Annotated in this window: 27 protein-coding genes, 1 tRNA gene and 1 other RNA gene; 19 read left to right on the forward strand and 10 right to left on the reverse strand. The window is 45.4% G+C overall.

All coding sequences use genetic code 11. The features are described from left to right. The first annotated feature begins 154 nt into the window (after positions 1 to 154). Positions 155 to 1306, forward strand: coding sequence for a response regulator (locus AC5EF3_RS13380; protein WP_493548407.1), 1152 nt, complete (start codon positions 155 to 157; stop codon positions 1304 to 1306). Here AC5EF3_RS13380 and AC5EF3_RS13385 read toward each other — a convergent pair. Next, positions 1303 to 2295 (reverse strand): DNA-binding response regulator, encoded by a 993-nt coding sequence (locus tag AC5EF3_RS13385; protein WP_493548408.1) that lies wholly within the window; start codon positions 2293 to 2295, stop codon positions 1303 to 1305. The genes AC5EF3_RS13380 and AC5EF3_RS13385 overlap by 4 nt on opposite strands. A 150-nt stretch (positions 2296 to 2445) precedes the next feature. Next, positions 2446 to 2520, reverse strand: a tRNA-Val gene (locus AC5EF3_RS13390). Between the two features lie 176 nt (positions 2521 to 2696). Between AC5EF3_RS13390 and AC5EF3_RS13395 the strand changes: the two genes are divergently transcribed. From AC5EF3_RS13395 to AC5EF3_RS13415, 5 genes are read left to right on the forward strand one after another with little or no spacing between them, the layout of a single operon-like run. Beyond that, positions 2697 to 3638, forward strand: coding sequence for an ABC transporter ATP-binding protein (locus tag AC5EF3_RS13395; protein WP_493548409.1), 942 nt, complete (start codon positions 2697 to 2699; stop codon positions 3636 to 3638). Next, positions 3639 to 4844: an ABC transporter permease gene (locus AC5EF3_RS13400; protein WP_493548410.1), complete on the forward strand. Its 1206-nt coding sequence runs from the start codon at positions 3639 to 3641 to the stop codon at positions 4842 to 4844. A 28-nt stretch (positions 4845 to 4872) separates the two neighbouring features. Further along, positions 4873 to 5145, forward strand: coding sequence for a phosphopantetheine-binding protein (locus tag AC5EF3_RS13405; protein WP_015828718.1), 273 nt, complete (start codon positions 4873 to 4875; stop codon positions 5143 to 5145). Positions 5146 to 5153: 8 nt separating this feature from the next. Continuing rightward, positions 5154 to 6332 carry a beta-ketoacyl synthase N-terminal-like domain-containing protein gene (locus AC5EF3_RS13410; protein WP_493548411.1) on the forward strand — a complete coding sequence of 393 codons (1179 nt, stop codon included), beginning with the start codon at positions 5154 to 5156 and terminating at the stop codon, positions 6330 to 6332. Then, positions 6325 to 7227, forward strand: a complete 903-nt coding sequence (locus AC5EF3_RS13415) for a hypothetical protein (RefSeq protein ID WP_493548412.1) — start codon at positions 6325 to 6327, stop codon at positions 7225 to 7227. Before AC5EF3_RS13410 ends, AC5EF3_RS13415 begins: the two co-directional genes overlap by 8 nt. On the opposite strand, the gene darH is transcribed toward AC5EF3_RS13415, so the two are convergent. The 5 genes from darH to AC5EF3_RS13440 form a co-directional block, all read right to left on the reverse strand. Then, positions 7224 to 8225, reverse strand: a complete 1002-nt coding sequence (gene darH / locus AC5EF3_RS13420) for a BtrH-related acyltransferase DarH (RefSeq protein WP_493548413.1) — start codon at positions 8223 to 8225, stop codon at positions 7224 to 7226. The two genes, AC5EF3_RS13415 and darH, sit on opposite strands and share 4 nt — an antisense overlap. Continuing rightward, positions 8222 to 8650: a DarG family dialkylresorcinol biosynthesis protein gene (locus AC5EF3_RS13425; RefSeq protein WP_015828722.1), complete on the reverse strand. Its 429-nt coding sequence runs from the start codon at positions 8648 to 8650 to the stop codon at positions 8222 to 8224. The genes darH and AC5EF3_RS13425 overlap by 4 nt, the downstream gene beginning before the upstream one ends. Before the next feature lie 22 nt (positions 8651 to 8672). Continuing rightward, positions 8673 to 9818, reverse strand: coding sequence for a beta-ketoacyl-ACP synthase III (locus AC5EF3_RS13430; RefSeq protein WP_493548414.1), 1146 nt, complete (start codon positions 9816 to 9818; stop codon positions 8673 to 8675). A 1-nt stretch (position 9819) separates the two neighbouring features. After that, positions 9820 to 10797, reverse strand: coding sequence for a dialkylresorcinol condensing enzyme (locus AC5EF3_RS13435; protein WP_493548415.1), 978 nt, complete (start codon positions 10795 to 10797; stop codon positions 9820 to 9822). 254 nt (positions 10798 to 11051) lie between these two features. Then, entirely contained in the window at positions 11052 to 11408 is a 357-nt protein-coding gene (locus tag AC5EF3_RS13440) for an ApeI family dehydratase (protein ID WP_493548416.1), read from the reverse strand. A 15-nt stretch (positions 11409 to 11423) separates the two neighbouring features. Here AC5EF3_RS13440 and AC5EF3_RS13445 point away from each other — a divergent pair, with 15 nt between their 5' ends. Beyond that, positions 11424 to 11843, forward strand: a complete 420-nt coding sequence (locus tag AC5EF3_RS13445; protein ID WP_493548417.1) for a hotdog family protein — start codon at positions 11424 to 11426, stop codon at positions 11841 to 11843. Here the strand turns inward: AC5EF3_RS13445 and AC5EF3_RS13450 are convergent. Continuing rightward, positions 11836 to 13029: a glycosyltransferase family protein gene (locus AC5EF3_RS13450; RefSeq protein WP_493548418.1), complete on the reverse strand. Its 1194-nt coding sequence runs from the start codon at positions 13027 to 13029 to the stop codon at positions 11836 to 11838. The two genes, AC5EF3_RS13445 and AC5EF3_RS13450, sit on opposite strands and share 8 nt — an antisense overlap. 268 nt (positions 13030 to 13297) lie before the next feature. Between AC5EF3_RS13450 and AC5EF3_RS13455 the strand changes: the two genes are divergently transcribed. Continuing rightward, positions 13298 to 15124, forward strand: coding sequence for an alanine/glycine:cation symporter family protein (locus tag AC5EF3_RS13455; RefSeq protein ID WP_015828727.1), 1827 nt, complete (start codon positions 13298 to 13300; stop codon positions 15122 to 15124). Positions 15125 to 15230: 106 nt separating this feature from the next. On the opposite strand, the gene AC5EF3_RS13460 is transcribed toward AC5EF3_RS13455, so the two are convergent. Continuing rightward, positions 15231 to 16724, reverse strand: a complete 1494-nt coding sequence (locus tag AC5EF3_RS13460; protein ID WP_493548419.1) for a peptidoglycan-binding domain-containing protein — start codon at positions 16722 to 16724, stop codon at positions 15231 to 15233. Between the two features lie 300 nt (positions 16725 to 17024). Between AC5EF3_RS13460 and bioB the strand changes: the two genes are divergently transcribed. After that, on the forward strand, positions 17025 to 18038 hold the full coding sequence (bioB, locus tag AC5EF3_RS13465) for a biotin synthase BioB (protein ID WP_015828729.1): 1014 nt from the start codon (positions 17025 to 17027) through the stop codon (positions 18036 to 18038). Positions 18039 to 18108: 70 nt separating this feature from the next. Here the strand turns inward: bioB and AC5EF3_RS13470 are convergent, their stop codons facing one another. Next, a complete protein-coding gene (locus tag AC5EF3_RS13470) occupies positions 18109 to 18564 on the reverse strand; it encodes a hypothetical protein (protein WP_015828730.1) in 456 nt (151 codons plus the stop codon). Between the two features lie 204 nt (positions 18565 to 18768). Here AC5EF3_RS13470 and AC5EF3_RS13475 point away from each other — a divergent pair, with 204 nt between their 5' ends. The 10 genes from AC5EF3_RS13475 to AC5EF3_RS13520 all read left to right on the forward strand — a co-directional run. Then, positions 18769 to 19071: a YggT family protein gene (locus tag AC5EF3_RS13475; RefSeq protein WP_015828731.1), complete on the forward strand. Its 303-nt coding sequence runs from the start codon at positions 18769 to 18771 to the stop codon at positions 19069 to 19071. A 10-nt stretch (positions 19072 to 19081) separates the two neighbouring features. Next, positions 19082 to 19411 carry an ACR/YggU family protein gene (locus AC5EF3_RS13480; protein ID WP_493548420.1) on the forward strand — a complete coding sequence of 110 codons (330 nt, stop codon included), beginning with the start codon at positions 19082 to 19084 and terminating at the stop codon, positions 19409 to 19411. Continuing rightward, the gene (gene folD, locus AC5EF3_RS13485; protein WP_493548421.1) at positions 19395 to 20285 is read left to right on the forward strand and encodes a bifunctional methylenetetrahydrofolate dehydrogenase/methenyltetrahydrofolate cyclohydrolase FolD; all 891 of its coding nucleotides are present in this window, start codon (positions 19395 to 19397) and stop codon (positions 20283 to 20285) included. Before AC5EF3_RS13480 ends, folD begins: the two co-directional genes overlap by 17 nt. After that, positions 20286 to 20543, forward strand: a complete 258-nt coding sequence (locus AC5EF3_RS13490; RefSeq protein WP_493548422.1) for an HNH endonuclease — start codon at positions 20286 to 20288, stop codon at positions 20541 to 20543. A gap of 106 nt (positions 20544 to 20649) precedes the next feature. Further along, positions 20650 to 22050: a patatin-like phospholipase family protein gene (locus AC5EF3_RS13495; RefSeq protein ID WP_493548423.1), complete on the forward strand. Its 1401-nt coding sequence runs from the start codon at positions 20650 to 20652 to the stop codon at positions 22048 to 22050. Between the two features lie 80 nt (positions 22051 to 22130). Beyond that, positions 22131 to 23537, forward strand: coding sequence for an alginate export family protein (locus tag AC5EF3_RS13500; RefSeq protein ID WP_493548424.1), 1407 nt, complete (start codon positions 22131 to 22133; stop codon positions 23535 to 23537). Positions 23538 to 23599: 62 nt separating this feature from the next. Continuing rightward, positions 23600 to 23760: non-coding RNA, 6S RNA (gene ssrS, locus AC5EF3_RS13505), on the forward strand. 26 nt (positions 23761 to 23786) lie between these two features. Then, entirely contained in the window at positions 23787 to 24398 is a 612-nt protein-coding gene (locus tag AC5EF3_RS13510; RefSeq protein WP_493548425.1) for a 5-formyltetrahydrofolate cyclo-ligase, read from the forward strand. A gap of 77 nt (positions 24399 to 24475) precedes the next feature. After that, positions 24476 to 24922, forward strand: coding sequence for a hypothetical protein (locus AC5EF3_RS13515; RefSeq protein WP_493548426.1), 447 nt, complete (start codon positions 24476 to 24478; stop codon positions 24920 to 24922). Positions 24923 to 25001: 79 nt separating this feature from the next. Then, a partial coding sequence (locus AC5EF3_RS13520; protein ID WP_493548427.1) for a YmdB family metallophosphoesterase occupies positions 25002 to 25180 on the forward strand: 179 nt, incomplete at its 3' end.

Genomic DNA, 25180 nt, shown 5'->3' on the forward strand with positions numbered 1-25180 from the left:
AAATCCTCCTAGATCTTGCTAACCTTCTCCCTCCAAAGGCTTGAAGTTGATCCATAATATTTCACAGATTTGATATTTAACTTATCCCCATATGGGGACAGATTTATTCGCTCAGCCATGCAAAATCAGATAAAATGCAGAATGGAGGCTGAATTTGACCACCCATAGTGAGATTTTGAATTTCCCCCAACGTCCGGATAAATCAACGAGTTATCGGATCCTCATGGTTGATGATGAATTGCCTGTATTATTGACAATTAAACGTCGCTTACGCATGCATTTTGATATTGTGTCGGTTCTTAGCCCAACTGAGGCGCTGCAGCGCATAGCCACTGACAAGCCTTTTGATATTGTCATTTCAGATATGCGAATGCCAGAAATGTCTGGTGTTGAATTTCTAAGCAGGGTTCGCAAAATCGACCCAAGCATTGCTCGTATCATGCTAACTGGAGACCATGACCGCGAAACACTTCTTCAGGCTGTCAATAAAGCTGAAGTATCCAAATTTCTTGAAAAACCCGTCTCTTCAGATCAATTATGTGAAGCGATAATGGAAACTGCTGCAGAAAGAGATGTAAGGAACACGATTAATTCAACATCGTCCCATCTGCTGGCAAATATTGAAGAAGAATTTCAAACACCTCTAAAACACATTATTGGTTTTGCGAACATCATTTCAACCTCTAATCTACCTGCAAAAGACATAAAAGAATATGCAGGATACATTATTGAAAATGGCAATGAAATTCTCGCTGCAAGTCAATCTCTTGCAATCCTTTCAAAAATTGAAAGCGGGGATTATTTGTCCCAAGTTAGTCAATTCGACTTACATGATATCATACTAGAAAACACCAATCCGCTAAGACGTAAGGCCAAAAGCCGAGACTTGAAATTCGATATTGATATGGAAGCCTCAAACACAGTTGTGAAAGCAGACATGCATATCTTTTCACTCTTGATATCAACTTTGATGTCTTACGCTATCAAACATGCCCAACCGTCCAGCAAGATTTCTATCAAAACTTGGCTTGTGAACGCTGATTCAATTGTCATGGAAATTAATAATCACAGCTCAGCTGGGACGAAAAAGATGCCCCCCGTTTCGCAGACACCTCTTACCTTAGTAGACATATCAGCGAGCAAAAAACTGAATGGCCTGGAACTAGGGCTACGCCTTTTAAAAGCATCATCGCCTTATTTGAAAAAAGAACCACTTATCAAATATCAAGAAAACAGCGGTTTTTCAGTAAAATTACTGATACCCATTCAAATATCATATTCTCAAGCCCATAATGTCGGGAGCTAACGCGATGTTGGTAAAAGATTTCCTGTCGTCGCGCATATGCTTGCAACAAGTGCAGCTTGGCTTGAAGTACCTGTTTTTTGATACGCACGCTTGAGATAGGTTCTAGCACTAGAAAGTGCGACACCTGAAGCGGACGCGGCTTCTGCGAGAGGCAAACCATTTGTCAATGCAAGCACAATGCGCGCTTCAGCGGCGGACAGTTGGAAAACCACTTGAATCGCTTGTAGAGATACATGCGCATCCTTTTGGGATGGTGAAAGCAGGATCGACACAACCCTACGCCCGTTTGACATTATTTTGGGTTGAAGCACCATTCCAACGGGAAGTCGGTTTGCCGATACTTCCAACCTTAACCAAATAGGTCGATCACAATTTCCATTGAAAACAAGCTTTAAACTATCCTCAAATTGTTTTCGGTAGGTGCTATCATTAATCCTGCAAACCTTGTCATTTCCAAAAGAAAATACATCTCCTTGCTGGAAAAGCGCATCAGCGGCCTGATTAGAATATATCAATCGTGCGCTATCATCCAATATAAAAACAGGTGCGCACATATCTCCCATCGTTATTTCTTGCAGCTCATAAGATTGGGAGCCATCTTCTTCTATCAGCTTCAGGCAGGCTTCAATTTCAACAATAAGTTCATTGCAAGAAAATGGTTTGGAATGAAAGCGCGATATATTTAGCTGGTTAATTGCTGTCATCGCGGTGCTATAATCACCAGACCCTGTTAGCATAATAAAGCGTGTGTGTATGTTTGGATTCAACGCCTGCATCTTGGATACTAGATCCAAACCATCCATTCCCGGCATACAAAAGTCTGTCACCACAATGTCCGCACCTCTGCTTCGAAATGCTTCCAATGCGTTTTCTGGTGTTTGATTTTTGTGAACAATCCAATCCGGTCGTGAACGTTTGACTTGCCGAACGAGACTGTCCAACAAGTTCCCATCATCATCTACAAATTGTATGACCGGAGAATGTACCATCTCAGATACATACAATAATAATGTAAAATATAGCCCTCACAAGAGTATAAAATTTCTACTCTACGTTTACTATAAAACAAATAGAAACCAACAACAGAACAATATGCCGAAAACAACTATCAGCCAAAACCAAATTCATTGTAAAATAAATGGTGCGCGGTACAAGGTTCGAACTTGTGACCCCTACGATGTCAACGTAGTGCTCTACCACTGAGCTAACCGCGCGCAAGCCATCCGGCTGCATTGAGAGAGCGGTTTCTAGGGGTTTTCGACATTGTTTGTCAATCTCCTCATCTCATTTTTCAGCAATTGAGCTAATCCCAATAGGATTAAAGACTAGACGCAGCAATTGTGATTGCGCATAACCCCCTAGTTTCTTGTAGCGTGAGGTCTTGATAGCCATGTCCAGTCAGACGTCTTTTGTTAAAGTGGACAATTTAAACCACTCCTATGCCGGCTCCTCAAAACCCGCCTTATCCGATATTAGTCTCGTTATCCCTAAAGGAGCCTGTTTTGGTCTGCTTGGCCCCAATGGCGCAGGGAAAAGCACGTTTATTTCTCTCTTAACGGGCATGATAAAAGTTCAAGAAGGCACGATCGCAATCAATGATGTTGCAATAGATAAAAATGGAAAAACGTTTAAATCCATTTCCGCCATTGCCCCACAAGACCTCGCTTTTTATCCCAAGCTGACGGTCAAAGAAAATCTGACATTTTTTGCCGGTGCCTATAATCTAAAAAGAGAAACGCTAAACGAACAAACAGCCTTCGCTATCAAAGTCTGTGATCTGGAAAACGTCCTCAACCGGCGCAGTGATACGCTATCAGGTGGCCTCAAGCGACGGCTCAATCTGGCAATTGCCCTACTCAACAAGCCAGACATCCTCTATCTTGATGAACCAACTGTCGGTATTGATGCGCGCTCGCGTCAAACTATTCTCAACGCCATTAGCGAAATGAATAAGCTCGGCTGCACCATTGTTTACACCTCCCATTATATGGAAGAAGTCGAAGCTATTTGCGATCATATTGGTATCATTGATGGCGGCAAATTGATTGCACAGGATACCAAAACAGCATTTCTGGATAAAGCTGGTCGCCAAAGCTTGCACATAACCATGAGCGAACCACTTCCCAGCTATGCCACAGACGAACTAACTGCACGTCGCGCCAAATTGCTCTCCCCTCGGGAATTTATCATTGAAGGCCTCAACCCTGCACTCATGACAGACGTGATCAATCTTGTCGCCGAATTGGGCGGCGAAATCGAACAATCCCATTATGGAAAAAGCCGCCTTGAAGATGTCTATCTGGATCTCCTCAATCAAAATGAGGCGCAATAAATGATAAAACCTTTAAGCGCTGCCATCACAAAAGAATTTACACTTTTGAGCCGAGACAAGCATGGTCTAGGTTTGCTCTTCATATTGCCGATTGTTTTCATCCTCATCATGTCCCTTGCTCTTCAAGGCAGTTTTGAAAGCCGTGGCGGCAAAGGCATAGATGTTGAAATACTCGATGCGGATCAGTCAGATGCCTCAAAGGCCCTCATTGCCCGCCTCAGCGCCAATGATGCTTTCAATGTTGAAACACGCGCAACAGAAAATGCGCCAGCTGAGCTGGGACAACTCCTAGCCAATAAAGATCTTGGCTTTATTGTCTCCATTCCCACTGGGTTTGATGAGTACCTGCTTGAGGTTAGAGACGAACAAAAAACAATAGATATCGCCGTATCTTCTAAATCCGACCGGCGCACATCCCTGATTTTCACTGCTTCTGTTAAAGAAGCCATTGGCCGCATCAAAACAGAAGCCATGATTAGCGGCATGATGGATGAAGCAGACACATTAGGCATAGATGAAATATCCGCTAGCGATTTAGAAGCGCCCGTCAATGTCTCCTATGCCTATTCAGGTGCAACAGATAAGCCGCCCACAGCTGTGCAACAAAACGTGCCGGCTTGGCTGGTTTTCTCAATCTTTTTCGTGGCTATCCCTTTTTCAAACACCTTTATAAAAGAGCGTGATTTAGGCATGCAGCGGCGTTTGCGCACGACGCATTTAGGGCCGCTTTCTCAATTTGCCAGCAAGCTTATTCCTTATTTCATCGTCAACCAGCTTCAGGTCGTTTTGATGTTGGCTGTGGGTGTATTCTTGGTGCCATTATTTGGCGGTGAATCTCTTATTATCCAGGGGCACCCACTCGCATTGGCGGCACTCTCCGCCAGCATTAGTTTTGCTGCATTAGGTATGGCGCTATTTATTGCAGTCATCTCTAAAACGACAGAACAAGCCACAATGATGAGCGGGTTGGGCAATATTTTATTGGCAGCCGCTGGTGGTGTGATGATCCCTAAATTTGTTATGCCAGAAAAAATGCAGATATTTGCCAGTCTTTCCCCAATGTCTTGGGGTTTAGATGGCTTCCTCGAACTCTTCCTTCAAAACGGTGATGTGATGAGCATCTCGTCATTTTTAATAAAGCTAATTGGCTTTGGTTGCGTAATGCTAATATTATCTTGGCTGGTACAATCACGACAACGCGCTTAAACAGTGATGATTGATTACGGGGAAAATAATGGCCGAGCTAGATAAAGACACCTTGATGGCAGAACTCAAAGCAATGATCGTTGATGAATGCGACACAGAAGTTGAAGCTGATGAAATCGACAATGATATGCGCCTTGTCGGTGAAGGTCTTGAGCTAGACTCCCTTGATGCTCTTCAAATCTCTTTGGCAATCAAAGATAAATACAGCGTCCGTATTGAAGGCGGTCCTGATTCCAGAGAAGCTATGGCCAGTGTTTCCTCACTTGCAGACTTTATCCTAAAGGCCAAACAGGCTGCCTGATCTTTCACATGTCATTTAATCTATTTCTGACCGGTCCCAGCCTGCACACAAGCCTTGGTATGGGTATGGAAGCACATGCAGATGCATTGCGTGCGCCCTCTCCTGCTCTCTTGGCACTTCCGCCCAAAATCAAATTACCCATTCAGCTGAGCGATGCAGATGCCCCAACAGAAATTCCATATCATTTGGCATCAGGCAAACCACTGGAAAACACCCAAACCCGCTATTTTGATATTCTTGAAACAATTATTGCCGAAACGCTACAAAGCGCAGACCTGACACCAGAGCAAATTCGCAGTACTGGCCTATTCCTCGGCACCTCATCTTCAGATGTTTGCCTCATTGAGTCAGCTTATCTTGATGCACTTAGCAAAGATGAAAACGCACAGCCTTTAAATCTGTTTTGCAGCATGGATAATCTGGGGGCACATCTACGCCGCAAATTTGACCTTTCCCCGATGGGCATGTCGGTCAACACAGCCTGCACCGCCAGCGCCAATGCTTTAATATATGCCGCAACAGCCATCAAAGCTGGAAAATTAGAACACGCCCTTATTGTCGGTGCTGAAATTCTTAACATCACCACTGCATACGGATTTCAAGGGCTTGAACTCCTCACCCAAACGAGCATGCGTCCATTTGATAGCCGCCGCGATGGCCTCATTCTTGGTGAAGCTGCTAGTGCAGTCATATTAAGTGCGAAAAAGCCAGACACACCCTGTATGCAACTTCTTGGCGGCGCAACATTAAGCGATGGATATGGTATGTCGGCTGCCAATCCAGATGGCACATCCATTGCCCGCGTTATCCAACAGGCTATCCGACATGCTGGCGTGAATGCATCTGATATCAATGCCATCAAGGCACATGGTACGGCAAGTCTCCTCAACGATGAGGGAGAAAGCGCGGGTCTTCAACGCATTTTTGAAACACTTCCTGTCATCACTGCTTTAAAACCCTATATTGGACATACATTCGGCGCGAGCGGCCTCACTGAATTGTTAATTCTGAACGCTTGCCTAAATGAAGACTTCTTACCAGCGACACCAGGCGTCTCCGCGACCCCATGCGAAAAGCTCGGCATCACACTTAATCAGTCTGCTAAACAGATGCACAATCCAACAATTTTATGTAATCAGTTTGGTTTTGGTGGGAATAACACATCATTGGTGGTGCGCCATGGATAGATCAGCTTTGCCAATCTATGCTGTCAGCGGTGTTGAATACGGGCCATCAGAAGCGCTCGACTTCAAATCGCTCATCAAAGAGGTTTTCGGCAAACAAATACGCCGCATCGGTCCCTTCATTCAAATGGCGTTGATCGGTGCTAACGACACTATTCGATCCGCCCCCCTGCCTGAAAACACCAATGTTTATCTTACCTCAGCGTCTGGTGACATGGACGTCACTATAGACGTACTAAATCGCACGGTGAGAGACAGACAAGTCCCAAAACCTCTATCCTTCATCAACACTGTTTCAAATGCTGCGTGCTATTATTTCACCAAACATTTTAACATAGGCGGCTCAACCAGCTTCCTTTCGACACGTGAATTCGCTCTGGAATCCGCCTTTATCCAAGCCTGTCTGGATATCACAACATTGGGCGTGGAAACTGCCCTTGTTGGAAGTGTTGATATCATCACCCAACCTGAAACAACTCACAGAATACGCGTCGGAGCCTTGGAAAATGACCCCCTCGCGCAAGGCTCTCATTGGTTTCGTTTAGGTCAACCAAATAGCGATAAATCCTCAACAGAAAAACCGCTTGGATATCTAATCGATGCTTTCTTATTTAGAGACGCTAATGCATTGATAAATCATGTAAAACCACTACTGAAAAACACTGATAAAATCAGTTTTGGGAACCGTATAAAACCGCAAACCAAACAAGAAATCCAAAGCCAATTTGAAAATTCAGAATATGCTCTAAACATACCCGCCAAAGGCCATTACGGCACAAATGCAGGCCATGTTTTAAGAGATTATCTCACACATGAAAAATTAGCCGAAACTCAGCTTGTCTATATCCAAGAAAACACACGCGGCGAACTCAGCTTTATCTTACTTCAAAAGCCCTAAACAGCTGTTTTTACACCCTTTAGCATATCCCAAACAGCTTGTTCTTTCTTCGCGCACACATCTAGCAAATCATACAATGCATCCGCATCCATATCCTTGCGCCCGCGACACATCTTCGTTGCATTCAGTGCAAAACGCCGCCATTCATCGCCCGCATCCGTCATCGCATCACCCGCTTCCGCAAGTAGCTTGGAATTTAGCATTTCAGCACTCTCTTTGAGGAATGCAGCATAGATAAACCGAAACCCGGCACCGCCTGTCCCAATCTCTTCCTGCATACGCACAATATGCCCCAGATATTGCTTGAGATAGTCTGATTTTGTCGGGTTTTTGGCCAATTTCTGAATCTGACGCCCCATATAGCGAATACCTTTGGTTCCCACCATCGGTACCATCGGTGCTTTCATCAGCTTGCGGTTACGCTCAATCGCTGCCGGAATAGCTTTTTCATAATTGATATTATTTGGCGCTTCTAAAAGCTGATACATCCGCCCCTTGGGTGCCATCACCCCTTTAACAAAACGCGCTTTTTTCAATGAGGCCGCATCCGTACGCTTTAGCTCGGGAAATACCGGATCAGACACCACATATTCATCCCCCTCTTTGTGAGAGACGACCAAATTATGCGCATTAAAATGAAACCGCATATCCTCAGGCACGTAAGGCAGCCAATAAATGCTCGTTTGCAGTCCCACAGATTTACCTGCATCCAGCGCCCTATCTAGGGCTGCCATGCCTTCATCTGCATTCGAAAAAGTCTCAGACTGCCAATTTGCATTCATCGCCTTGGCGGAGCCTTTCATAATGCTCCCTGGCAACATGCGATAGGCTATTAGAGGCATCCCCGCCATTTTCACCATCGGCAAATAAGCAAAAATCAAACTGGATGATAAGCCAAACGCCATTGGTTCGCTCATCGGGACGCCAGAAGCAGAAACCAGATTTGCCACCACACCGCTTTCACAATGTGCTGATTGACGATGTTCAAATTGGGTCATGAATTGGCTTTCGGCGTGTCTGTATCAGCATCAGGCAGGCTTTTCAGCGTCTGCAAATCTATACCCATCGCCTCACAATATGGCGCGAGTTTCGAATCCGGTAATGCATTGAATATTTTAGGTTTTAGATGGCGCTTCACACGCCAAGCACCATATCCAGTTGAAGATGTCAGCGTCGCCATATCCATGCGTTTATCAAACATATGGTATTCTAGCGGCGATGTCTCACCCGCTTTCCCGCGCAATAAAGCCGCATTGCGTTGCGCCTCTAAAGCTTCCACCGCCGCCACAGTTGCATAGGTTTCAACTTCCCAGCCAGAGGATGCAACGCCTGTATATTTACCATCATTATCAACGGCATACATCAGCTTGCTTTCACCGCCATATGTGCGGGATTTATCCTGCGGGACCTCATCCTTTTTCATGATGGCTAACTCCTAGAAACCTTTAGACGACAGTAAACAGCATGAAAGCTGTGCTAAAGCGCCCACTTTCTGGCACCCAGCACATGATCTTTTCACCAGATTTCAGCTTACCTGATTTGAGCAACTCATCCAGCATAATGTAGATAGATGCTGATCCTGTATTTCCTTTGGTAGAAAGGTTAGTGAACCATTTCTCCATGGGAATTTCAAAGCCACCCGCCTTGAGCGCATCAAACAAACGCACGCGGAAATAATCAGACGAATAATGCGGAACAAACCAGTCTACATCATCAGGTGTTATTTTGTGTTTCTCAGCGACTATAGGCACCGGCTTTTGCGCGGCATACATCATGATATTTTCGTTTAACAGTTTTACATCCTGCTTCACAGACATCACGGAATCTGCATCGCGCTCTTTGGCTGTCATGCTTGTCCAGCCACGTGTCGTGCCATCTTCGTTTTTGACCGCCCCTGCATACATACAGGTTTCCATCTCACCAGCATAAGAATAGACATCAATCCATTCCACTTTCAGATTAACGGCTCCATCACGCGGCGCACTTTCAAGCATAAGCGCCCCTGCGCCGTCAGAAAGCATCCAGCGGATAAAATCTTTTTCAAAAGCGATTTCAGGATTTTCTTCCAAAGCTTCTACTTTTGCATCAAGTTCTGCTTCAAAATTATGCGCTGATAAAATAGTCGATGCATTTTCAGAACCTGTCGCCACAGATGTATCTGCCTCACCCGAAGCCACTGACATATATGCATACTTTAATGACGTCACACCTGCCAGACACACTCCCGCAGTCGCACTCACTTCAATAGGTGGTAATTTTAATTCTCCCTGCACCATAACACCATGGTTTGGAAAAATCTGATCCGGCATGGATGTCCCACATGCCAAAACCTGCACTTCATTCAGCTTAGATGGTTCATCTAACCCGCGAACAGCTTCGGCTGCCAGTTGTGCGTTGGAATAAGTTGGCTTGCCTGTTTCTGGATCAATCGCATAATGACGTGAAACGATCTTGTTTGAACGCAAAATCATACGGCGCGCACGTGAGGGACGTCCACCAGCTTGCCCGAGGATTGCCTCCATCTCATCATTGGAAACGGCTTCTCCCGGCATAAATGCCGCACTACGCGTTACATAAACAGATCTAGTCACTTTACACTGTCCCTTTTTCGAGCTTTTCGGCTTGCTCTACATCCCATAATTCACGCCCCTCGCCTGAAGGACGCGCAAAATATGCTTTCTGACTTGCCACTTTTGCTTTTGTAAATGGCTTCAACAATTTTTTGACGACCGCCAGTATTGGCATAATTGTCAGCACAATGATCGCTAAAAACGTGAAATAGATTATCAAAATAAACTTACGTGCGATCGCATCAGGATTACCAAATTTGCGCATCAATCCTCCCCACATACGGAAATTACGCTTGGCAACTTTCTCCGATGCAATCAGACCCTCAGAGATTCTCACAGCTCCAAGACCAGACATCATGGGCGATGTGTCAGCAACATCTCTATTGGGCAATTGACGCACAATCGCATCCCCAAAACGAGACGCGTTTTCAATCTGCTCATCTGTCAGGCCGGCTTTGGGAATTTTGCCATTAAAATATGGTCCCTTATTTCCCGTCAACATCCAGATCGGCGTTGAATAGAATGTATAGGCAGCATGTGCTTCATCAACCAGCACCACATTATCAATCAGATGGCCGCCTAGATCATCAACACGTTCTTTGATGCTCTCTTGTGCCATCAACCACATATTGCGGCATCCAATTAACGTCATCACAGGTTTACCATTGATGATTTTACGCGCTGCTTCAGATTTCAAAAATGAAATAATCGGCGGACAAGGTGATAAAAACCATGCCTGATATCCAAGAATAATCAGATCAAACTCAGCATCGGTATCAAGACCTTCTGGCTCAATAGCCGGTGCGTCTTCATACACACATTCAGGCATTGTATCGAAGAAATTGAAGAAATTCCAAGGAAACGGAAATTTACGGTGCGTCTCTAAAGTAATCCGAGTGACTTCAATCTGAGTCGATTCATTTACTGGCCCCAAAACTGAATCCATTAACCGACTTAGTTGACCTGTTTGGGAAAACCCAACTGCCAATACTTTAAGCATCCCCGCATATCCTTCATGACCCGATATTGCCAACTGGCAATATCATCCTACTCATCACCCGTGCTTTTCATCTTCAATCAGCACAAAGAACATCACATGTACGACACTGTTATCCAAATGCCCACTGCGCTAAAATGAAATCCCACCTGTCTATCGTGAGTCATTTAGCAGCTATACTTAAAACCCCAACCCCTGTGCTGAGGAATTTCAACGGAATGACACAAATTTGATTTTTCCCAAGCAATTATATGCTGCTATTGCTGTATAAATGCCAATGAACTCGACGATAAGATAAGCGTAACACACACGACATCAAGTTGACTTAAGGACACTTTGAAATACCCTGTTTTGGTTTCCTCAAACGCTATCTCAAATTCAATATCGGGTTTGATAAGCGCCCTCAATTTCAATTTGGAAAAACCACATAGCCGCTCAATATTTGCGTGCTCCAAAACGACCTGTTGCGCGGCTTCAACGAGCAATGCTGCTGGGATAACCGGATCGCCGGGAAAATGCCCGGGTAAACTAGGATGGTCAGAACTGATAGTTTGATTTACACGCATTTGCCTTAATCCAGTTCTACGCTCAACCTTGTTAGATTTCTTCCGCAATAAAGACAGATGAACATGACCGCAATATCAGACCTGATACCACATACCGGAAACATGGTGCTCATCAATACTGTACAGTCTTGCAACCAAGACGACATTATTTGCACAACTGACACACATTTTTCGCCCACAAACCCACTACGAAATGCACACGGATTACCCATTAGCGCCGCACTGGAATATGGCGCACAAGCAATCGCGCTTCATGGCGCAATGAATAAATCCCAGTCGGAAAAGTTCCCAAAAGCGCTAATCGTCGCCGTTAGACACGCTGATTGGACAACAGATTGGCTTCACACAATTGATTCAGAACTCATCATACAAGCGAGCATAGCAACACGCATGAATGCGCTTGCCCGCTACACGTTTAAAATCTCTTCAAAATCAGATAATAGCTATATATATCAAGCTGATGTGTCTGTTTCGATCAGCTAGCATCAATTGCATTTAGCAATTGTCGTAGATCCGATGCATCCTCAAGAAACAATGTATCTCTTGCCTGATAATTGCGTTCACGGGCAGCTAGGTATTCGTCCCAATCAGCAGATTTTAGAAACGCGATCAAAGCCTCGCTACTTGCCTCTGGTAACACATAGCCTAAATTGTGTTGCGCCACATAATTTGCACTCTCTTGTCCCGATATTGTCAGTGGGACAACACCTAGTGCACCGCCCTGATATACACGGTTAGGAAGCAATAAAGGCGAATTACCTTCAGGGTCAAAATAGTCAGCACACCAATTAAAATGCGCAGATCCATATATTTCTTCTAAATCATCAGGCGTGCGGTATTCGCCGCCAAATTCCACATTTTCAATGCCTGAAAATGTCTGCTCAAAAAGCTCAGGATAGATGGTCTGCTTACCACGCAGATAAAATTTTACCTTTGAACCCATAGCCTTAGCAGTATCGGCCAGTATTTTCATAGAAGCCGGACAACGCAATGTTCCATGCCAACACACAACCCAAGGCGATACGCCCTCTTCCGGCTTTACGCGATGGGCATTCATTTGCTCTGGCGTTGGCATGTCACCCATTTGTTCGGAAAGAAGCTTATTCTCCCAAACAAAATGCTTGCCGTTATAATTTTGATATTTCTCAAAATATCCACGTATAAACCCCGGAGATGTCACAACCAGTAAACTGATCTGATTGAGAATGATCTTCTCTAACCCCCGAAACACTTTTCCCTTGAGACCTTTGCCAAAGAAAAATTCTTGAATATCAGGTACATCATAAATCAGCTTCGCTTTTGAACCCGTCAAAACTTTTGCCAACATACCAATAAACATCATATCAAAATTGCGTGCCATTATGAATTTGGCACTGCGTAAATCCTGTTTATGATCAACAAGTATCTTCAGCCCTTTAAGCAATGCGGGCACCCGCTTTGCGTAATTATTATCAGCAGTAATCCCTAACTCGACATTGTCCCATTCGGGTTGATAATCAGCGTTATTTTTTTCACGACGGAAGAAAAAACCTTTTAATTCAACCCCTGCACTCTCTAGCGCGAGCGTGCGTTTGCGTGCATCAACATGTGTACAATCATGTCCTAGAAAGACACCTTTTCCATAGCTGACTAAAGAAGCGCGTTCTTGAGCATCTGAGTTATTGGCCATAAAAATCTCTATCCAAAACGAAAAATCGGTACAAACATTCTTCAAAACAACTGCAATCGATACGCCAGACAAGCGAACACTTTATAAAAATGGACTCAAGAATTGGAAACAAGCACATATAGCTGCAAAAAAAAGCAGCAAATCAGCAGGCATTTGTGAGATTCATGAAATTTCGGACACGAAATCATCGACATATCGCCATGGCTGGTTAGATTACACCTAATCATTTCGTATTAGAAACAAAGATCGTTCACGCGGGGAGCATTTCGTGGAAACTTTAGTCGGTCTCATAGACAATGTGAGCAATTTCATTTGGGGTGGCACATGGGGAGATCAACGTATTCTTCCTGTTGGTCTTCTCGCAGTATTTTTGGTCGGGACGGGCATCTATATGATGATCCGTTTAGGAGGACGTCCGTTAACTCGCTTCATTCCTGCTTTGAAAGAAGTGTGGGATGGCCGTAAGGCTCAAGGTGAAGAAGGCGCGATTACACCGTGGCAAGCTCTTTCTACCGCCCTTTCTGGTCAAGTTGGAACAGGTAACCTTGCCGGTGTTGCCACTGCATTGGCATTGGGTGGTCCCGGTGCGATTTTCTGGATGTGGGTCACTGCCATATTAGGTATGGCACTCGCATTCTCTGAATCTAGTCTAGCCATAAAATATCGTGAATGGGATGAATACGACCGCGTAAACGGTGGTCCAATGTATTACATCAAAAACGGTTTAAGCAAAAACTGGGGTTGGCTAGCTGTCCTATTCTGTATCGGGACACTCGCTTCAGCGATGGCAACTGGATCTATGATTCAGGCTAACTCTATTACTGAAGCCGCAAAAGAAGTGGCTGCTTCGAGCTTTAATTTCCACCTTCCCGGCTGGGCTGTTGGGGCTGTCATCGCAGCACTTGTGTTCGCAGTCATCGTCGGCGGTATTAAATCTATTGGTTCTGTTGCCGGTAAAGTCGTACCTGTTATGGCAGGGCTTTACGTTGTAATCGCTTTTGTCGTTCTAATGATGAACATTACAAAAGTACCCGGCGCTTTTGCAGATATTTTCACATATGCATTTGGCTTTAAACAAGCCGTTGGGGGGGCCGCAGGTTATGGTGTGATGCAAGCTGTTCGCTTTGGTATCGCTCGCGGTCTATTCTCAAATGAAGCAGGACAAGGATCCGCGCCTATCGCTCACGCTGCAGCGCAAACCAAAAATCCAGTGCAACAAGGTGAAATCGCTATGATTGGTGTGTTCATTGATACAATGGTGATTTGTACAATGACTGCATTGGTGATCCTGACTGTTCAGGGTGATTTCAGACGTAATTCTGCAACAATTGCAGCAGATGCATGTTTTGCAGCCGACCTTATTTCAATACCAGCCCACCCAATTGAAGGTGAGAGCTATTCCAAAGGTGACCTATTCCCTACAGCAACACAAATTGGACGAAATTCACTTCTTGCCCATAATGGAGCTGTTGCGCAGGAATTACTGCTTTCATGTCAGGAAGCGGATGCAAGTCTCGTATCTGACGAAGCTATAAAAGCGTCATACCCAGATGTATTTAGATCTATTTCTGGTGATCAATATGACATACTTATAGCCGCGCAATCAGATTCAGAAACAGATCCAACGCTGCTAGAAGCCACGATAGAGCGACTTGCAGATATTGAAGCCCAAGCGGATTCAACTCTGACAAAAGTCAAACACGCATGGGAGTCGGATGCCGATTCTGCAGCCATTACCACACGTGCCTATGGCGCAGCCTTCCCAGGTGGTGAGTGGGTTGTACCAATAGCGCTCTTCTTCTTCGCATTCACAACAATTATTGGTTGGTCTTATTATGGGGAACAAGCACTCACATATCTTGTCGGTGAATGGGCAACTCACCCATTCCGTTTTGCTTGGGTCGCCGTTGTCTTTGCCGGAAGTCTCGTCACAAACACAGATTCATTGTGGCGCTTAGGTGATATTGCCAACGCGACAATGGCAATTCCAAACTTGATAGCGATTATAGCACTATCAGGTGTGGTTATCGCTATGCATAAGAAAAACGGTGATCCTGATGCACCAGAAATTTCTGAAGAAGATAAATCAGTCTAATCCTGATAATCGGATTTAAAACAAAAAAGGCCGCATCATACTTAAAATGATGCGGCCTTTTTTTAATGCTGCATTATCAGTCCGTTTTAAAGGAAGAAATCAGCGTCTAATTTGTAGATTTTTCATCCCAATTCAAACGGTTCCGTACAGAATATTCTTGTGGGCGTTGAAACCGTTTTTGGCTTGTTAATGGAGCTGGCTGACGAATAAGCTGATCACCTGATTCCACAATTTCGTGTTCAGCATTCAAAAGCTCTTCTTCACTCATATAACTATATGAAGATACACCATGCTCAAGCATCTGGTCCGCAGCTTGGCGTCCTGTAACTGCTGCTGCATAAGCTTCAAATTCACTCGCCATACTCTCGGCGCGATCCATTGTTTTTTTCTCGTGTAAAACTTGGCGCACTGGCGCTTGATATGCATTGTGACGCTCAGCTTCACGCGTTTCCAAAATCACTTCATGTGCGGGTGCTTGAGGCATAATAGTGTGTGATTGCGGCATGATTTCCGGTTGGAAATGTGATTGATTTTGAACATGGTTTTGCACAGGCGCTGTATAAACTGGTTCTGAATAAGACGATGTCTGAGAGTGCGATGATAATGCTTGACGTGAAGAAATTCCGCCACCCAGCCCCAAATGGCGCATTGTTTCCATCGTTACAAACCCCTGATGAGGCAGGCCATTTGCTGCTTGGAATTGACGCACAGCCTCTTCAGTCTGTTTGCCGATAATCCCATCGATTGGTCCAGAATAGAAACCACGCTCGCGCAATGCAATTTGCAAGTCACTTATTGAAGATGTCTGAGCATTTGTATCACAAAGAACCTCAACCCACTCAAAACGCTCAGGCGCACGCAATACAGTGCGTTCTACAATTGCTGTGCGCGGAGCAGTCATGGATCTAGACGTACTTGCCGGAGAGATGATTTCTTGCGTAGATAATGTCTTAAATTCTGGCGGTGTTGGAATTTCTGCCACACCACCACGATCGACCAATACCTGTTTTTGAACAGTCGCATATTGTGCTTCTACAGGGATACGTGTCACCTGCTCAGGCTGAACCATCACGCGACGAGTCACAGTGCGCGTTTTTGCAGGCACATCAACCAGACAATAAACCTGCCCAGTTTGTTCATCTATTTTGCGATGAGATGATAGGTTCGTACCCGCTTTCCAAACTTTGCGGGCTTCTTCAACAATGATTGTTTCTGTCACATCTTCAAATCGAGCAGCAATCACCTGAAGACGCTCATGCGCTGGTTTCACCAAGACTTGTTCTGTGACTGTTTCATATACGGGCTGACGCACTTCATAGCGTACACCTTGATCTTTGACCTGAACATCAATTGATGACGGCCCAAATTGAGTGTCATTGACGACAAGACGTTCATGCGCGTCTTCCACCACAACTGTTTCAGGAACAATATCATATACAGCTGGCAAAGTGATGCGTGCAAAACACTGACCCGCTTGCGCATCAGGCAAAGCACCAGCAGGGCTAAATGCACTATGTCCATTTGCATGGGGTCCGGCTGCTTGGGCCGACCCAGCAAATCCTATAGCTATCGCTGCCGCTGCCAATAACTTCTTTTTCATTTCAAAACCCCAATTAAGTGTCCGAACTGGCTATAAATCTTCGCTCATACAGCGAATTTCATCAAAGATCAGCAAATTCGGTGCCAGCCAAAGTCTCCGGTTTGACCGTATAATCTTCTTTCTCAGGCATTAAACAACAATCTTATTGGAATATAGCTAACGTCGTGAAACTAAGTTTTTCAGGAAAATTAGTATATCGACAACACTTTAGTCTGTTTGACCAACTTAGGTGTTTGCAGTCTTGTCTCGGACGGGCTATGTCCTATTTCTAAAAGAATTACGGGACATCGGGAGTTTAGTATGACCACGCCAGACCTAGAGCCACGCCAAAACTGGACGAAGGATGAAATAGCAGCAATTTATGAATTGCCATTACCAGATCTTTTCCTAGCAGCTCAACAGGTCCGCAAAGCAAATTGGCCTGAAGGCCGTATGCAAAAATCGCAACTTCTCTCCATTAAGACAGGTGGATGCGCCGAAAACTGTGGCTATTGTTCCCAATCAGCTCATTTCGACACAGGCATTCCAGCATCTAAACTAATGGATGTTGAAGCCGTTGTTGGAGAAGCCCGCAAAGCCAAAGAAAATGGCGCAGACCGTTTCTGTATGGGGGCAGCTTGGCGCTCTCTCAAAGACCGTGACCTGCCTAAAGTCTGTTCCATGATTGAAGCAGTAAAAGCTGAAGGCATGGAAACATGCGTGACTTTGGGTATGCTAAAAGATGGTCAAGCAGAAGCGCTCTCACAAGCTGGCTTGGACTATTACAACCACAACCTTGATACTTCGCGCGAATATTATGAAAGCGTTGTGACAACACGCACTTATGAAGATCGAATCGAGACACTTGGCAAAGCCCGCAATGCTGGCTTAAACCTCTGTGTCGGCGGTATTCTTGGTATGGGTGAAGGCCGCCACGACCGTATTGGTCTACTTCATGAGCTTGCTCAACTTACACCTCACCCTGAAAGTGTTCCAATCAATATGCTAGTGCCAGTTGAAGGCACACCACTTGGTGAAGCTGCTACGAAACCACTTGAAATCGTTGAACTTGTTCGCGCTATAGCAACAGCTCGTATCATCTTCCCCAAAAGCTGGGTACGTTTATCAGCAGGACGCGAAGCCATGTCCTCTGAAGGACAAATGCTCTGTATCTTGGCGGGTGCCAACTCAATCTTTGTTGGCAACAAATTGCTTACGGCTGACAACCCAGAAATGAGTGAAGATGACAGCTTGCTTGCTGCTATGGGTGTTGAACAAGGTACGATTGCTGACAAACCACCAGCTTGCGCACCAACAGCAATACCCGCTGAATAAGTAAATCATTCTACAAACAAAAAAGCCTGCTCACTCAAGCAGGCTTTTTTTATATCAGTTTTCTAGTGCTTTAATCTTGATTGAAAACAATCACAGACGCCAGAACGACCTGTGATGCACCTTTGCCTAATTGTTTATCGACAGCACGCTGCATGCGTCCTTCAAGAATATCTAGATCTGGCACCATACCCTCGCGATACGGCCCATTCGCGTATCCTGTCACAGCAATACGCAAATTATCCATAATGCGCGGGCGAATTGCCTCTACATGTTTGCGTGTTTTCGATTTTTCTATGTGCAGGCCAGCATCAACAGCCATAACTGCGGATACAGCAAACCCTGAAGCAACAGAAACGCGAATTCCAAAAAATGGTACATAATCCTCAGAGCCAGATATTTTCTTCGCTGTTGGATCAATCTGACCGGAAGAAGCTTTCGCGGCTGGTGCCAATGCATACGCCATTGGGCTGGCCAACGCCAACACAATAGTCGCAATAAGAGCAAATCGTGCAGAATAGAATGTCATAACACCCTTATACACCAACACACTTAAGCACTCGTTACACTGTTGAGGCCACATTAAGGCTATTTTACATCACAAAGCGTTCATCTTCTTACCTCTTCCTCTTGTAATCGCACCAGATAACTCTTTAGTGCTTAGTAGTTTTAAGAAAATGGAATGATTTGTGCGTATAGTTTCGCAAACTATATTCCTAAGGAGATAAGAAATATGCTGGCTGTGCTCGATGTCGTTATGATGGCCCTTCAATTATTGGTGTGGGTTCTCATTGCACAAGCTGTGTTATCTTGGCTGATTGCATTTGGGATTGTGAACACTCGCAACCAATTTGTATCAACAATCTATAGTATCACGCACCAAATCTCTGATCCTCTGACTAAACCAATTCGAAGATTTATCCCTTCTATGGGTGGTTTGGACCTGTCTTTCATTGTTCTGATTTTTGCAATCTACTTCTTGCAAAGCTTCATTGTGCGCTACCTCTACCCTGCATTCAGCAGCGCAGGTATCTAGCGCATAATTGATGTCCACTTTCTGGAAAACTCGCGACGATGATTTAGACATCGTCGCGCGCGTCACACCTAATGCATCAAAAGACGCCGTTGAAGCACCAAAACAAGACGCCGCAGGCAGAACCTACCTAAAACTCCGTGTGCGCGCTATTCCCGACAAAGGAAAAGCCAATAAAGCCGTCGAAAAACTACTTGCGAGCCATTTTAACCTTCCCAAATCAAAAGTAGCTGTAGTCAAAGGGTCCACGGATCGGTTAAAGACCATTCGCATCAGCGACGGTGCTGACTTATCCAGCCAACTTGCAGAAAAGTATGGAGATAGACATGGCGACAAGAATTGATGGAAAAGCGATTGCAGCGGATGTGCGCGTCAATGTAGCCAAGGCAGTCTCAGAACTCCCATCTCAGCCTACACTAGCCGTTATTCTTGTCGGAGAAGACCCTGCCAGCCAAGTTTACGTCAACTCCAAAGTCAAACAAACGCAAGAATGCGGTATGCGCTCGCTCCATAATGTCCTACCGGCAAACGCCACGCAGGACCAAGTCGAAGCAGAAATCGCTAAACTAAATGATGATCCTGAAGTCGATGGAATTTTGCTTCAACTTCCCTTGCCAAAAGGCTTGGACGCTGATGCGGCGATAGAAAAAATCAGCCCAGATAAAGATGTAGATGGCCTAACAGAAGCCTCAGCGGGTCGTCTCGTTTTGGGGAAACCTGGCCTTCGTCCATGCACACCCTCAGGATGCGTCATCCTAGCCAAACGCGCTTTAGGAAATGACCTTTCAGGCAAGAATGTTGTGGTTGTTGGACGTTCAATTTTAGTTGGAAAACCAGCTGCTCTGCTTTTCCTCGCTGAAAACTGCACCGTCACAATTGCGCATTCACGCACCAAAGACCTTGCAGCTGTTTGCCGCGAAGCTGATATTCTTGTGCCTGCCGTTGGTCGCCCACAAATGCTTACGGGCGAATATGTAAAACCCGGCGCTGTCGTCATTGATGTTGGTATTAACCGGATTGATGCCCCTGAACGCGGCGAAGGTAAAACACGTCTTGTCGGTGATGCTGAATTTGACAGCTGCGAGGCTGTAGCTGGACACATCACACCTGTTCCCGGCGGAGTTGGACCGATGACAATCGCTTGCCTCTTGCAAAACACTGTGCTGGCAGCATGCGCGCGTCGAGGCTGGAAAATACCCGATATTTTAAACAGCTAAATGTCTGGCTCAAAATATCGCAATCGCCTCCCCCATGCTTGGTTTCAATCTCTTTGGACCAAGCAAGATGGCAATTGCGCAATTTGCGGTGAGCCTATGCCAAATTCACGCTTTGAAACGCCACATGCAAATGTTTGGAAAAAACAGCGGCCGACATTTGACCATATCATTCCCAAATCAAAACACGGCGATGACAAAATAGAAAACCTGCAACTTGCTCACGCGATTTGCAACAAAACCAAGGGCAATCGCCTATAAATCCACGCCTTAAGAATGGGAAGTTTCCACCAAGACTTCAAATCTGACTTTCCCTCGCTCTATCTTCCTGCCATAGTTAATGCGGGGACAAAGCAAGGGATATGCTATGAGAAACGGACTAAGACCAAAATCACTAGAGACACACCTTTTTAGTGACGGACCTAAACGTATATTGGCGTTAGATGGTGGCGGCGTCCGTGGCATACTCACATGCGGTATTCTTGAGCAAGTCGAAGCAAAACTTGCCGGACGATTGCCTGAAGCAGAACGTGAAGATTTTCGCCTTTGTCATTATTTCGATTTGATAGCCGGCACCTCCACAGGCGCAATCATGGCGACCCTGCTGGCGATGGGATATAAAGTCAGCGAAATAAAATCACTCTACAGAACACTTGCCAATGATGTATTTGGTCAGAAAAAACACGGCATTATTGGCATGGTGCCCAAGTTTGACTCGCGTAAACTCACTAAAGTGATCAATACATGTTTTCGTGATTTCCTGATCAGCAAAGGCGCTGACCCAGCGCATAGGCTAGAATTAGGGTCTGAATATCTGCAAACCGGATTAATGATCTGCTCAAAGCGGATTGATAAAGGCAGCCCGTGGGTACTCACCAACAATCCCAAATCGAAATATTGGGAATGGAATTCTCCACATTGGCAAGGCTATTACGATGCAAATGGCGGCCCCGGCGAAAAATTTATCGCCAATAAGCATTACATCCTTCAAGAAGTAGTGCAGGCATCAGCGTCAGCCCCTTTCTTTTTAAGCCCTGTTGAAAAGCAAATTTCATCAGCCGAAAAAGCGCTATTCTTTGATGGCGGTGTCAGCCCACACAATAATCCGGCCATGCAAGCCTTTCTTGTTGCAACATCAAAATGGCGCGACAATGCCAAGCCTTGGCCAAAGTGGAATGGAGAACCAAAATCTCCTTTCGGTTTTGGATGGAAGACAGGGCCAGAAAACATCTCTGTATTGTCCCTTGGAACTGGTGCATACCGGCCAACATTCAGCGTAAAAGATTTTAAAGGCAAAATGGCTGGCCTAAAAGCAATTGAGGCCCTGCGCGGCATGATACCAGACACATCAACAAATGGTCTCACATGGCTTCAAGCTATGTCCGATCCCGCCTTCCCAGTCAAAATCAATTCAGAACTTGGCGATATGGATGATCTGGGCATTATGAATGACTCCCTACTCCACTTCCAACGCATTGATCTGGACCTTGATGAACCAGCCGTACGCGACATTATTGGCGATGATGCCTTTGAGGGTGAAAATTTCCTCGGAGCCTTTGAGAAAAAAGGCGTTGATGGATTAATCAATTCTATGCGCGCTCTGGAAAACTCGGCCAGCACCAATATGGATCGCCTTGAATCTATTGGTGAACATTTAGGGCAATACTGGTTTGGCATGGACCGTTTTGGACGCAAACCTACCCCCTCAAGAGGTGATCCAAAAGCAGATCCAGCATCTTTAATTCTTCCTCACCACTTTGACGGTTAAACTCTTACTTCACTATTTCGGGTATATGTGAAATAAAGCCGGAAAAATGCTTCCTGGAGCATATTTGAGTGGAGTTTATCATGCCCGTACAAAACCGGTTATCACTGCGTGTTGGCTTATCTATTTTGATGCTCGGCTTTTCCAGCAATGCCTTTGCGCAAGAAGAACCATTCCGTTTTGACAACCACCTCCCCGAAGACATTAGCGTGTCTGGCGAAACTCGCATGCGCTATGAAGCGCTTAATGGGCAATTTCGCGCTGGCGGTACGGGTAGCGACCAGATGTTGTTATTTCGGACACTCATTCACGCAAAACTGGATACCGGACCAGTCACTTTCGGTATAGAACTTCAGGACAGCCGCACATATCTAGACGATAAAGACTCTCCAAATTCCAGCAGCATCACCAACCCGCTCGATATTCTGCAATTATACGCCAATTTCCAAACACCAGGCCTATTGGGTTCTGGTTCACAAATGGACATCACACTGGGCCGACAAACTGTCAGCATTGGCTCAAAACGCCAAATTGAACGTGTCTCATTTGCCAATGTCATAAAAGCCTACACAGGCATCCATGCTGTCTCCACAAATGATCGCGGCGATGAACTTCATCTCGCTTATGTTGTACCAATAGACCGCAATCCTGCTGATCCTTCAAATGATTTGAATGACAATTCTCTTTCAGGTGACAGTGAAGAATGGGATCGCCACATCTGGAGCGTTCACTACCGCCGCTCAGATTTCATACCTTCTATTGCAAAAGATATATGGGGCGAAATCTTCGTTTACGGACTAAATGAAAAAGACAATGCAATCACAGCCACACCAAATAAAGAGTATATCGGCCCCGGCTTCCGACTCTACCGCAAACCAATATCTAGCCAATGGGATATGGATATTGAAGGCGTATGGAGAACCGGTACGCGCCGTTCCACTTCATTAGTCTCAGATACAACAGATTTAGATGTCGATGCACAAATGCTTTTCTCAGCCATTGGTTACACATTCGATACACCTTGGCAGCCCCGCCTTGCGCTTGAATATTACTATGCATCAGGCGATGAAGATCCAAATGATGACAAATATGACCAATATGAACGCCTGTTTGGATCTCGCCGCACCGACCTCAACAACACATCAATTCACGGTCCGCTAACACCCGCAAACTTATCTGCCCCAGGTGCGCGTATCCAAGTAAAACCCAATTCGCGCTGGGATGCTCGCCTCGCCTATTCTGCCGCTTTCTTGGCATCCAGCACAGATAACTGGGTAATTGCCAAACAACGCGACATCACAGGCCAATCAGGTGATTTCATCGGGCACACACTCGATGGCCGCGCGCGTTATTGTCTCATTCCAGAAAGTTTGCGTCTAGATGTCGGTGCATCTGTATTTCTCAAAGGTGATTTTGCGAAAAATGCACCAAACGCATCCAATGAAGATGAGACATTCTTTGGCTATTCTTCATTTATTTTCAGCTTTTAATTGGCTTCCGTACAAACATTCACTTGTTGTGAACACATAACGCGCTTACATGAGAGTCTGGTGGTTTGCTGCGGCGTTTGTGTAGGGAAGTTTTATTCCAGCGACCTTACATTTTCATCAGGGAGCTGGCTCTGGTCTGGATCGTGGTCCTAACTACCTGGTGCCCACCTAGCTTGCTGGGTCGATGGGAATACACATACCCCACGGCGTTTGTGGCGCCACCTCTATTAAACTGGATAGGAATAAAATTTGTCATCTCCGAACGCGCAGCAAAAAGACCTTCTTCGAGCTCACATGAAGGAGATTCGCGCCGAATCCGCAGCGCGAGACCCTGATGCTGCTGACAAACTAGCAAAACGTTTTCCATTAAAATTACTTGATCGCTTTGGTCCCGTTGTGGCGGGATATCGCGCCATTGGCGATGAGCTTGACCCACTTCCCCTTCTTAATAGATTGAGAAGAAAAGGCGCAAAAATCGTTCTGCCACGTGTGGAAAGCTCTGGAGAAATGACTTTCCGCTTGCATGAAAAGCCAGAAGATCTCGTCAAAGGTCCGTTTGGTTTGCTGCAACCTGCTTCCGACGCTATCGAGATCCGCCCCAAACTTGTTCTCGCGCCCATGCTTGCCTTTGATGCACGCGGCACGCGCCTTGGATATGGTAAGGGCTATTATGATCGCGCCATAAAAGAGCTGCGCGCAGATGGCCCCTGCTTTTTTGTTGGCCTTGGTTATTCCCAGCAACAAGTGGATGCTGTTCCATCCGAAGCGCATGACATCGCGCTAGATTGGGCAGAAACACCAAATAATTCTGTACCTTTGTTTCTTGCGCGCGCAGCACCGCAAAACCAAAAAGACGAATAGCGCCTCGAATACTTCCCAATTGTATGATCTAATTGATTCAGACGGTCACTTAGCGACACGCAAAACAGGAAGCCAAGATGAAAACCATTTCTTCCATATCAAAAGCTATAACGCTTGCAGTATTGGCAACAATTGGATTGAACGCTTGCTCCCATGCCAATCAAGACGATGATCACGGCAAAGACACACAGGCCTGCAAATTTCAGATCGAAAATGCTTATGCTTGGGTCAATCATATGCCTCAGCCGCGCATTGAAAATGCCAAGACACCTCAAAAAAATCGGATCTTACATATCAAAGCCGAGCTCGTCCCTGCAGACGCATTCGCAGCTTTAGAGCGAAATAATGAGATGACGACAGAAACAAATTTAGTTCTCAATATCGTCGAATCCGACACTACTTTATCAAACGAAACAGGCGCTAAATATTCCGAAGGCATGGCAAGACCGCCTTTTGAAACAGTCTCTATTCACTGTAACGGACTGCAAATTTTCACGATAGATGAAATCACGAAGGTTCACTAACAACGCCCTAGCTATTCACAATCGGCCGACAAAGGCGTAAAGCCTCCCTTTTACGCCCCTTGCCTATGTGGACTTCTCTATGCGTTTAGCCTTTTTCGGAGATGTGGTCGGTAAATCCGGTCGCGCTGCTGTTATTGATAATCTTCCAGACGTCAAATTTGACCTTGGTCTGGATTTTGTCGTTGTAAACGGTGAAAACGCTGCCGGCGGGTTTGGCATAACCGAAAAAATCGCAAACGATATTTTTGACGCTGGTGC

The organism is Hirschia sp., assembly GCF_058892565.1.

What these genes read in the sequence shown, in the direction of transcription:
- AC5EF3_RS13500 (WP_493548424.1), top strand. Translation starts at nt 22,131, where the DNA reads ATGCCCGTACAAAACCGGTTATCACTGCGTGTTGGCTTATCTATTTTG.
- AC5EF3_RS13425 (WP_015828722.1), bottom strand. Translation starts at nt 8,650, where the DNA reads ATGAAAAAGGATGAGGTCCCGCAGGATAAATCCCGCACATATGGCGGT.
- AC5EF3_RS13405 (WP_015828718.1), top strand. Translation starts at nt 4,873, where the DNA reads ATGGCCGAGCTAGATAAAGACACCTTGATGGCAGAACTCAAAGCAATG.
- AC5EF3_RS13515 (WP_493548426.1), top strand. Translation starts at nt 24,476, where the DNA reads ATGAAAACCATTTCTTCCATATCAAAAGCTATAACGCTTGCAGTATTG.
- AC5EF3_RS13460 (WP_493548419.1), bottom strand. Translation starts at nt 16,724, where the DNA reads ATGAAAAAGAAGTTATTGGCAGCGGCAGCGATAGCTATAGGATTTGCT.
- AC5EF3_RS13445 (WP_493548417.1), top strand. Translation starts at nt 11,424, where the DNA reads ATGACCGCAATATCAGACCTGATACCACATACCGGAAACATGGTGCTC.
- AC5EF3_RS13490 (WP_493548422.1), top strand. Translation starts at nt 20,286, where the DNA reads ATGTCTGGCTCAAAATATCGCAATCGCCTCCCCCATGCTTGGTTTCAA.
- AC5EF3_RS13395 (WP_493548409.1), top strand. Translation starts at nt 2,697, where the DNA reads ATGTCCAGTCAGACGTCTTTTGTTAAAGTGGACAATTTAAACCACTCC.
- AC5EF3_RS13400 (WP_493548410.1), top strand. Translation starts at nt 3,639, where the DNA reads ATGATAAAACCTTTAAGCGCTGCCATCACAAAAGAATTTACACTTTTG.
- AC5EF3_RS13385 (WP_493548408.1), bottom strand. Translation starts at nt 2,295, where the DNA reads ATGGTACATTCTCCGGTCATACAATTTGTAGATGATGATGGGAACTTG.
- AC5EF3_RS13450 (WP_493548418.1), bottom strand. Translation starts at nt 13,029, where the DNA reads ATGGCCAATAACTCAGATGCTCAAGAACGCGCTTCTTTAGTCAGCTAT.
- darH (WP_493548413.1), bottom strand. Translation starts at nt 8,225, where the DNA reads ATGACCCAATTTGAACATCGTCAATCAGCACATTGTGAAAGCGGTGTG.
- AC5EF3_RS13475 (WP_015828731.1), top strand. Translation starts at nt 18,769, where the DNA reads ATGCTGGCTGTGCTCGATGTCGTTATGATGGCCCTTCAATTATTGGTG.
- AC5EF3_RS13470 (WP_015828730.1), bottom strand. Translation starts at nt 18,564, where the DNA reads ATGACATTCTATTCTGCACGATTTGCTCTTATTGCGACTATTGTGTTG.
- AC5EF3_RS13410 (WP_493548411.1), top strand. Translation starts at nt 5,154, where the DNA reads ATGTCATTTAATCTATTTCTGACCGGTCCCAGCCTGCACACAAGCCTT.
- AC5EF3_RS13435 (WP_493548415.1), bottom strand. Translation starts at nt 10,797, where the DNA reads ATGCTTAAAGTATTGGCAGTTGGGTTTTCCCAAACAGGTCAACTAAGT.
- AC5EF3_RS13480 (WP_493548420.1), top strand. Translation starts at nt 19,082, where the DNA reads ATGTCCACTTTCTGGAAAACTCGCGACGATGATTTAGACATCGTCGCG.
- AC5EF3_RS13495 (WP_493548423.1), top strand. Translation starts at nt 20,650, where the DNA reads ATGAGAAACGGACTAAGACCAAAATCACTAGAGACACACCTTTTTAGT.
- folD (WP_493548421.1), top strand. Translation starts at nt 19,395, where the DNA reads ATGGCGACAAGAATTGATGGAAAAGCGATTGCAGCGGATGTGCGCGTC.
- bioB (WP_015828729.1), top strand. Translation starts at nt 17,025, where the DNA reads ATGACCACGCCAGACCTAGAGCCACGCCAAAACTGGACGAAGGATGAA.
- AC5EF3_RS13415 (WP_493548412.1), top strand. Translation starts at nt 6,325, where the DNA reads ATGGATAGATCAGCTTTGCCAATCTATGCTGTCAGCGGTGTTGAATAC.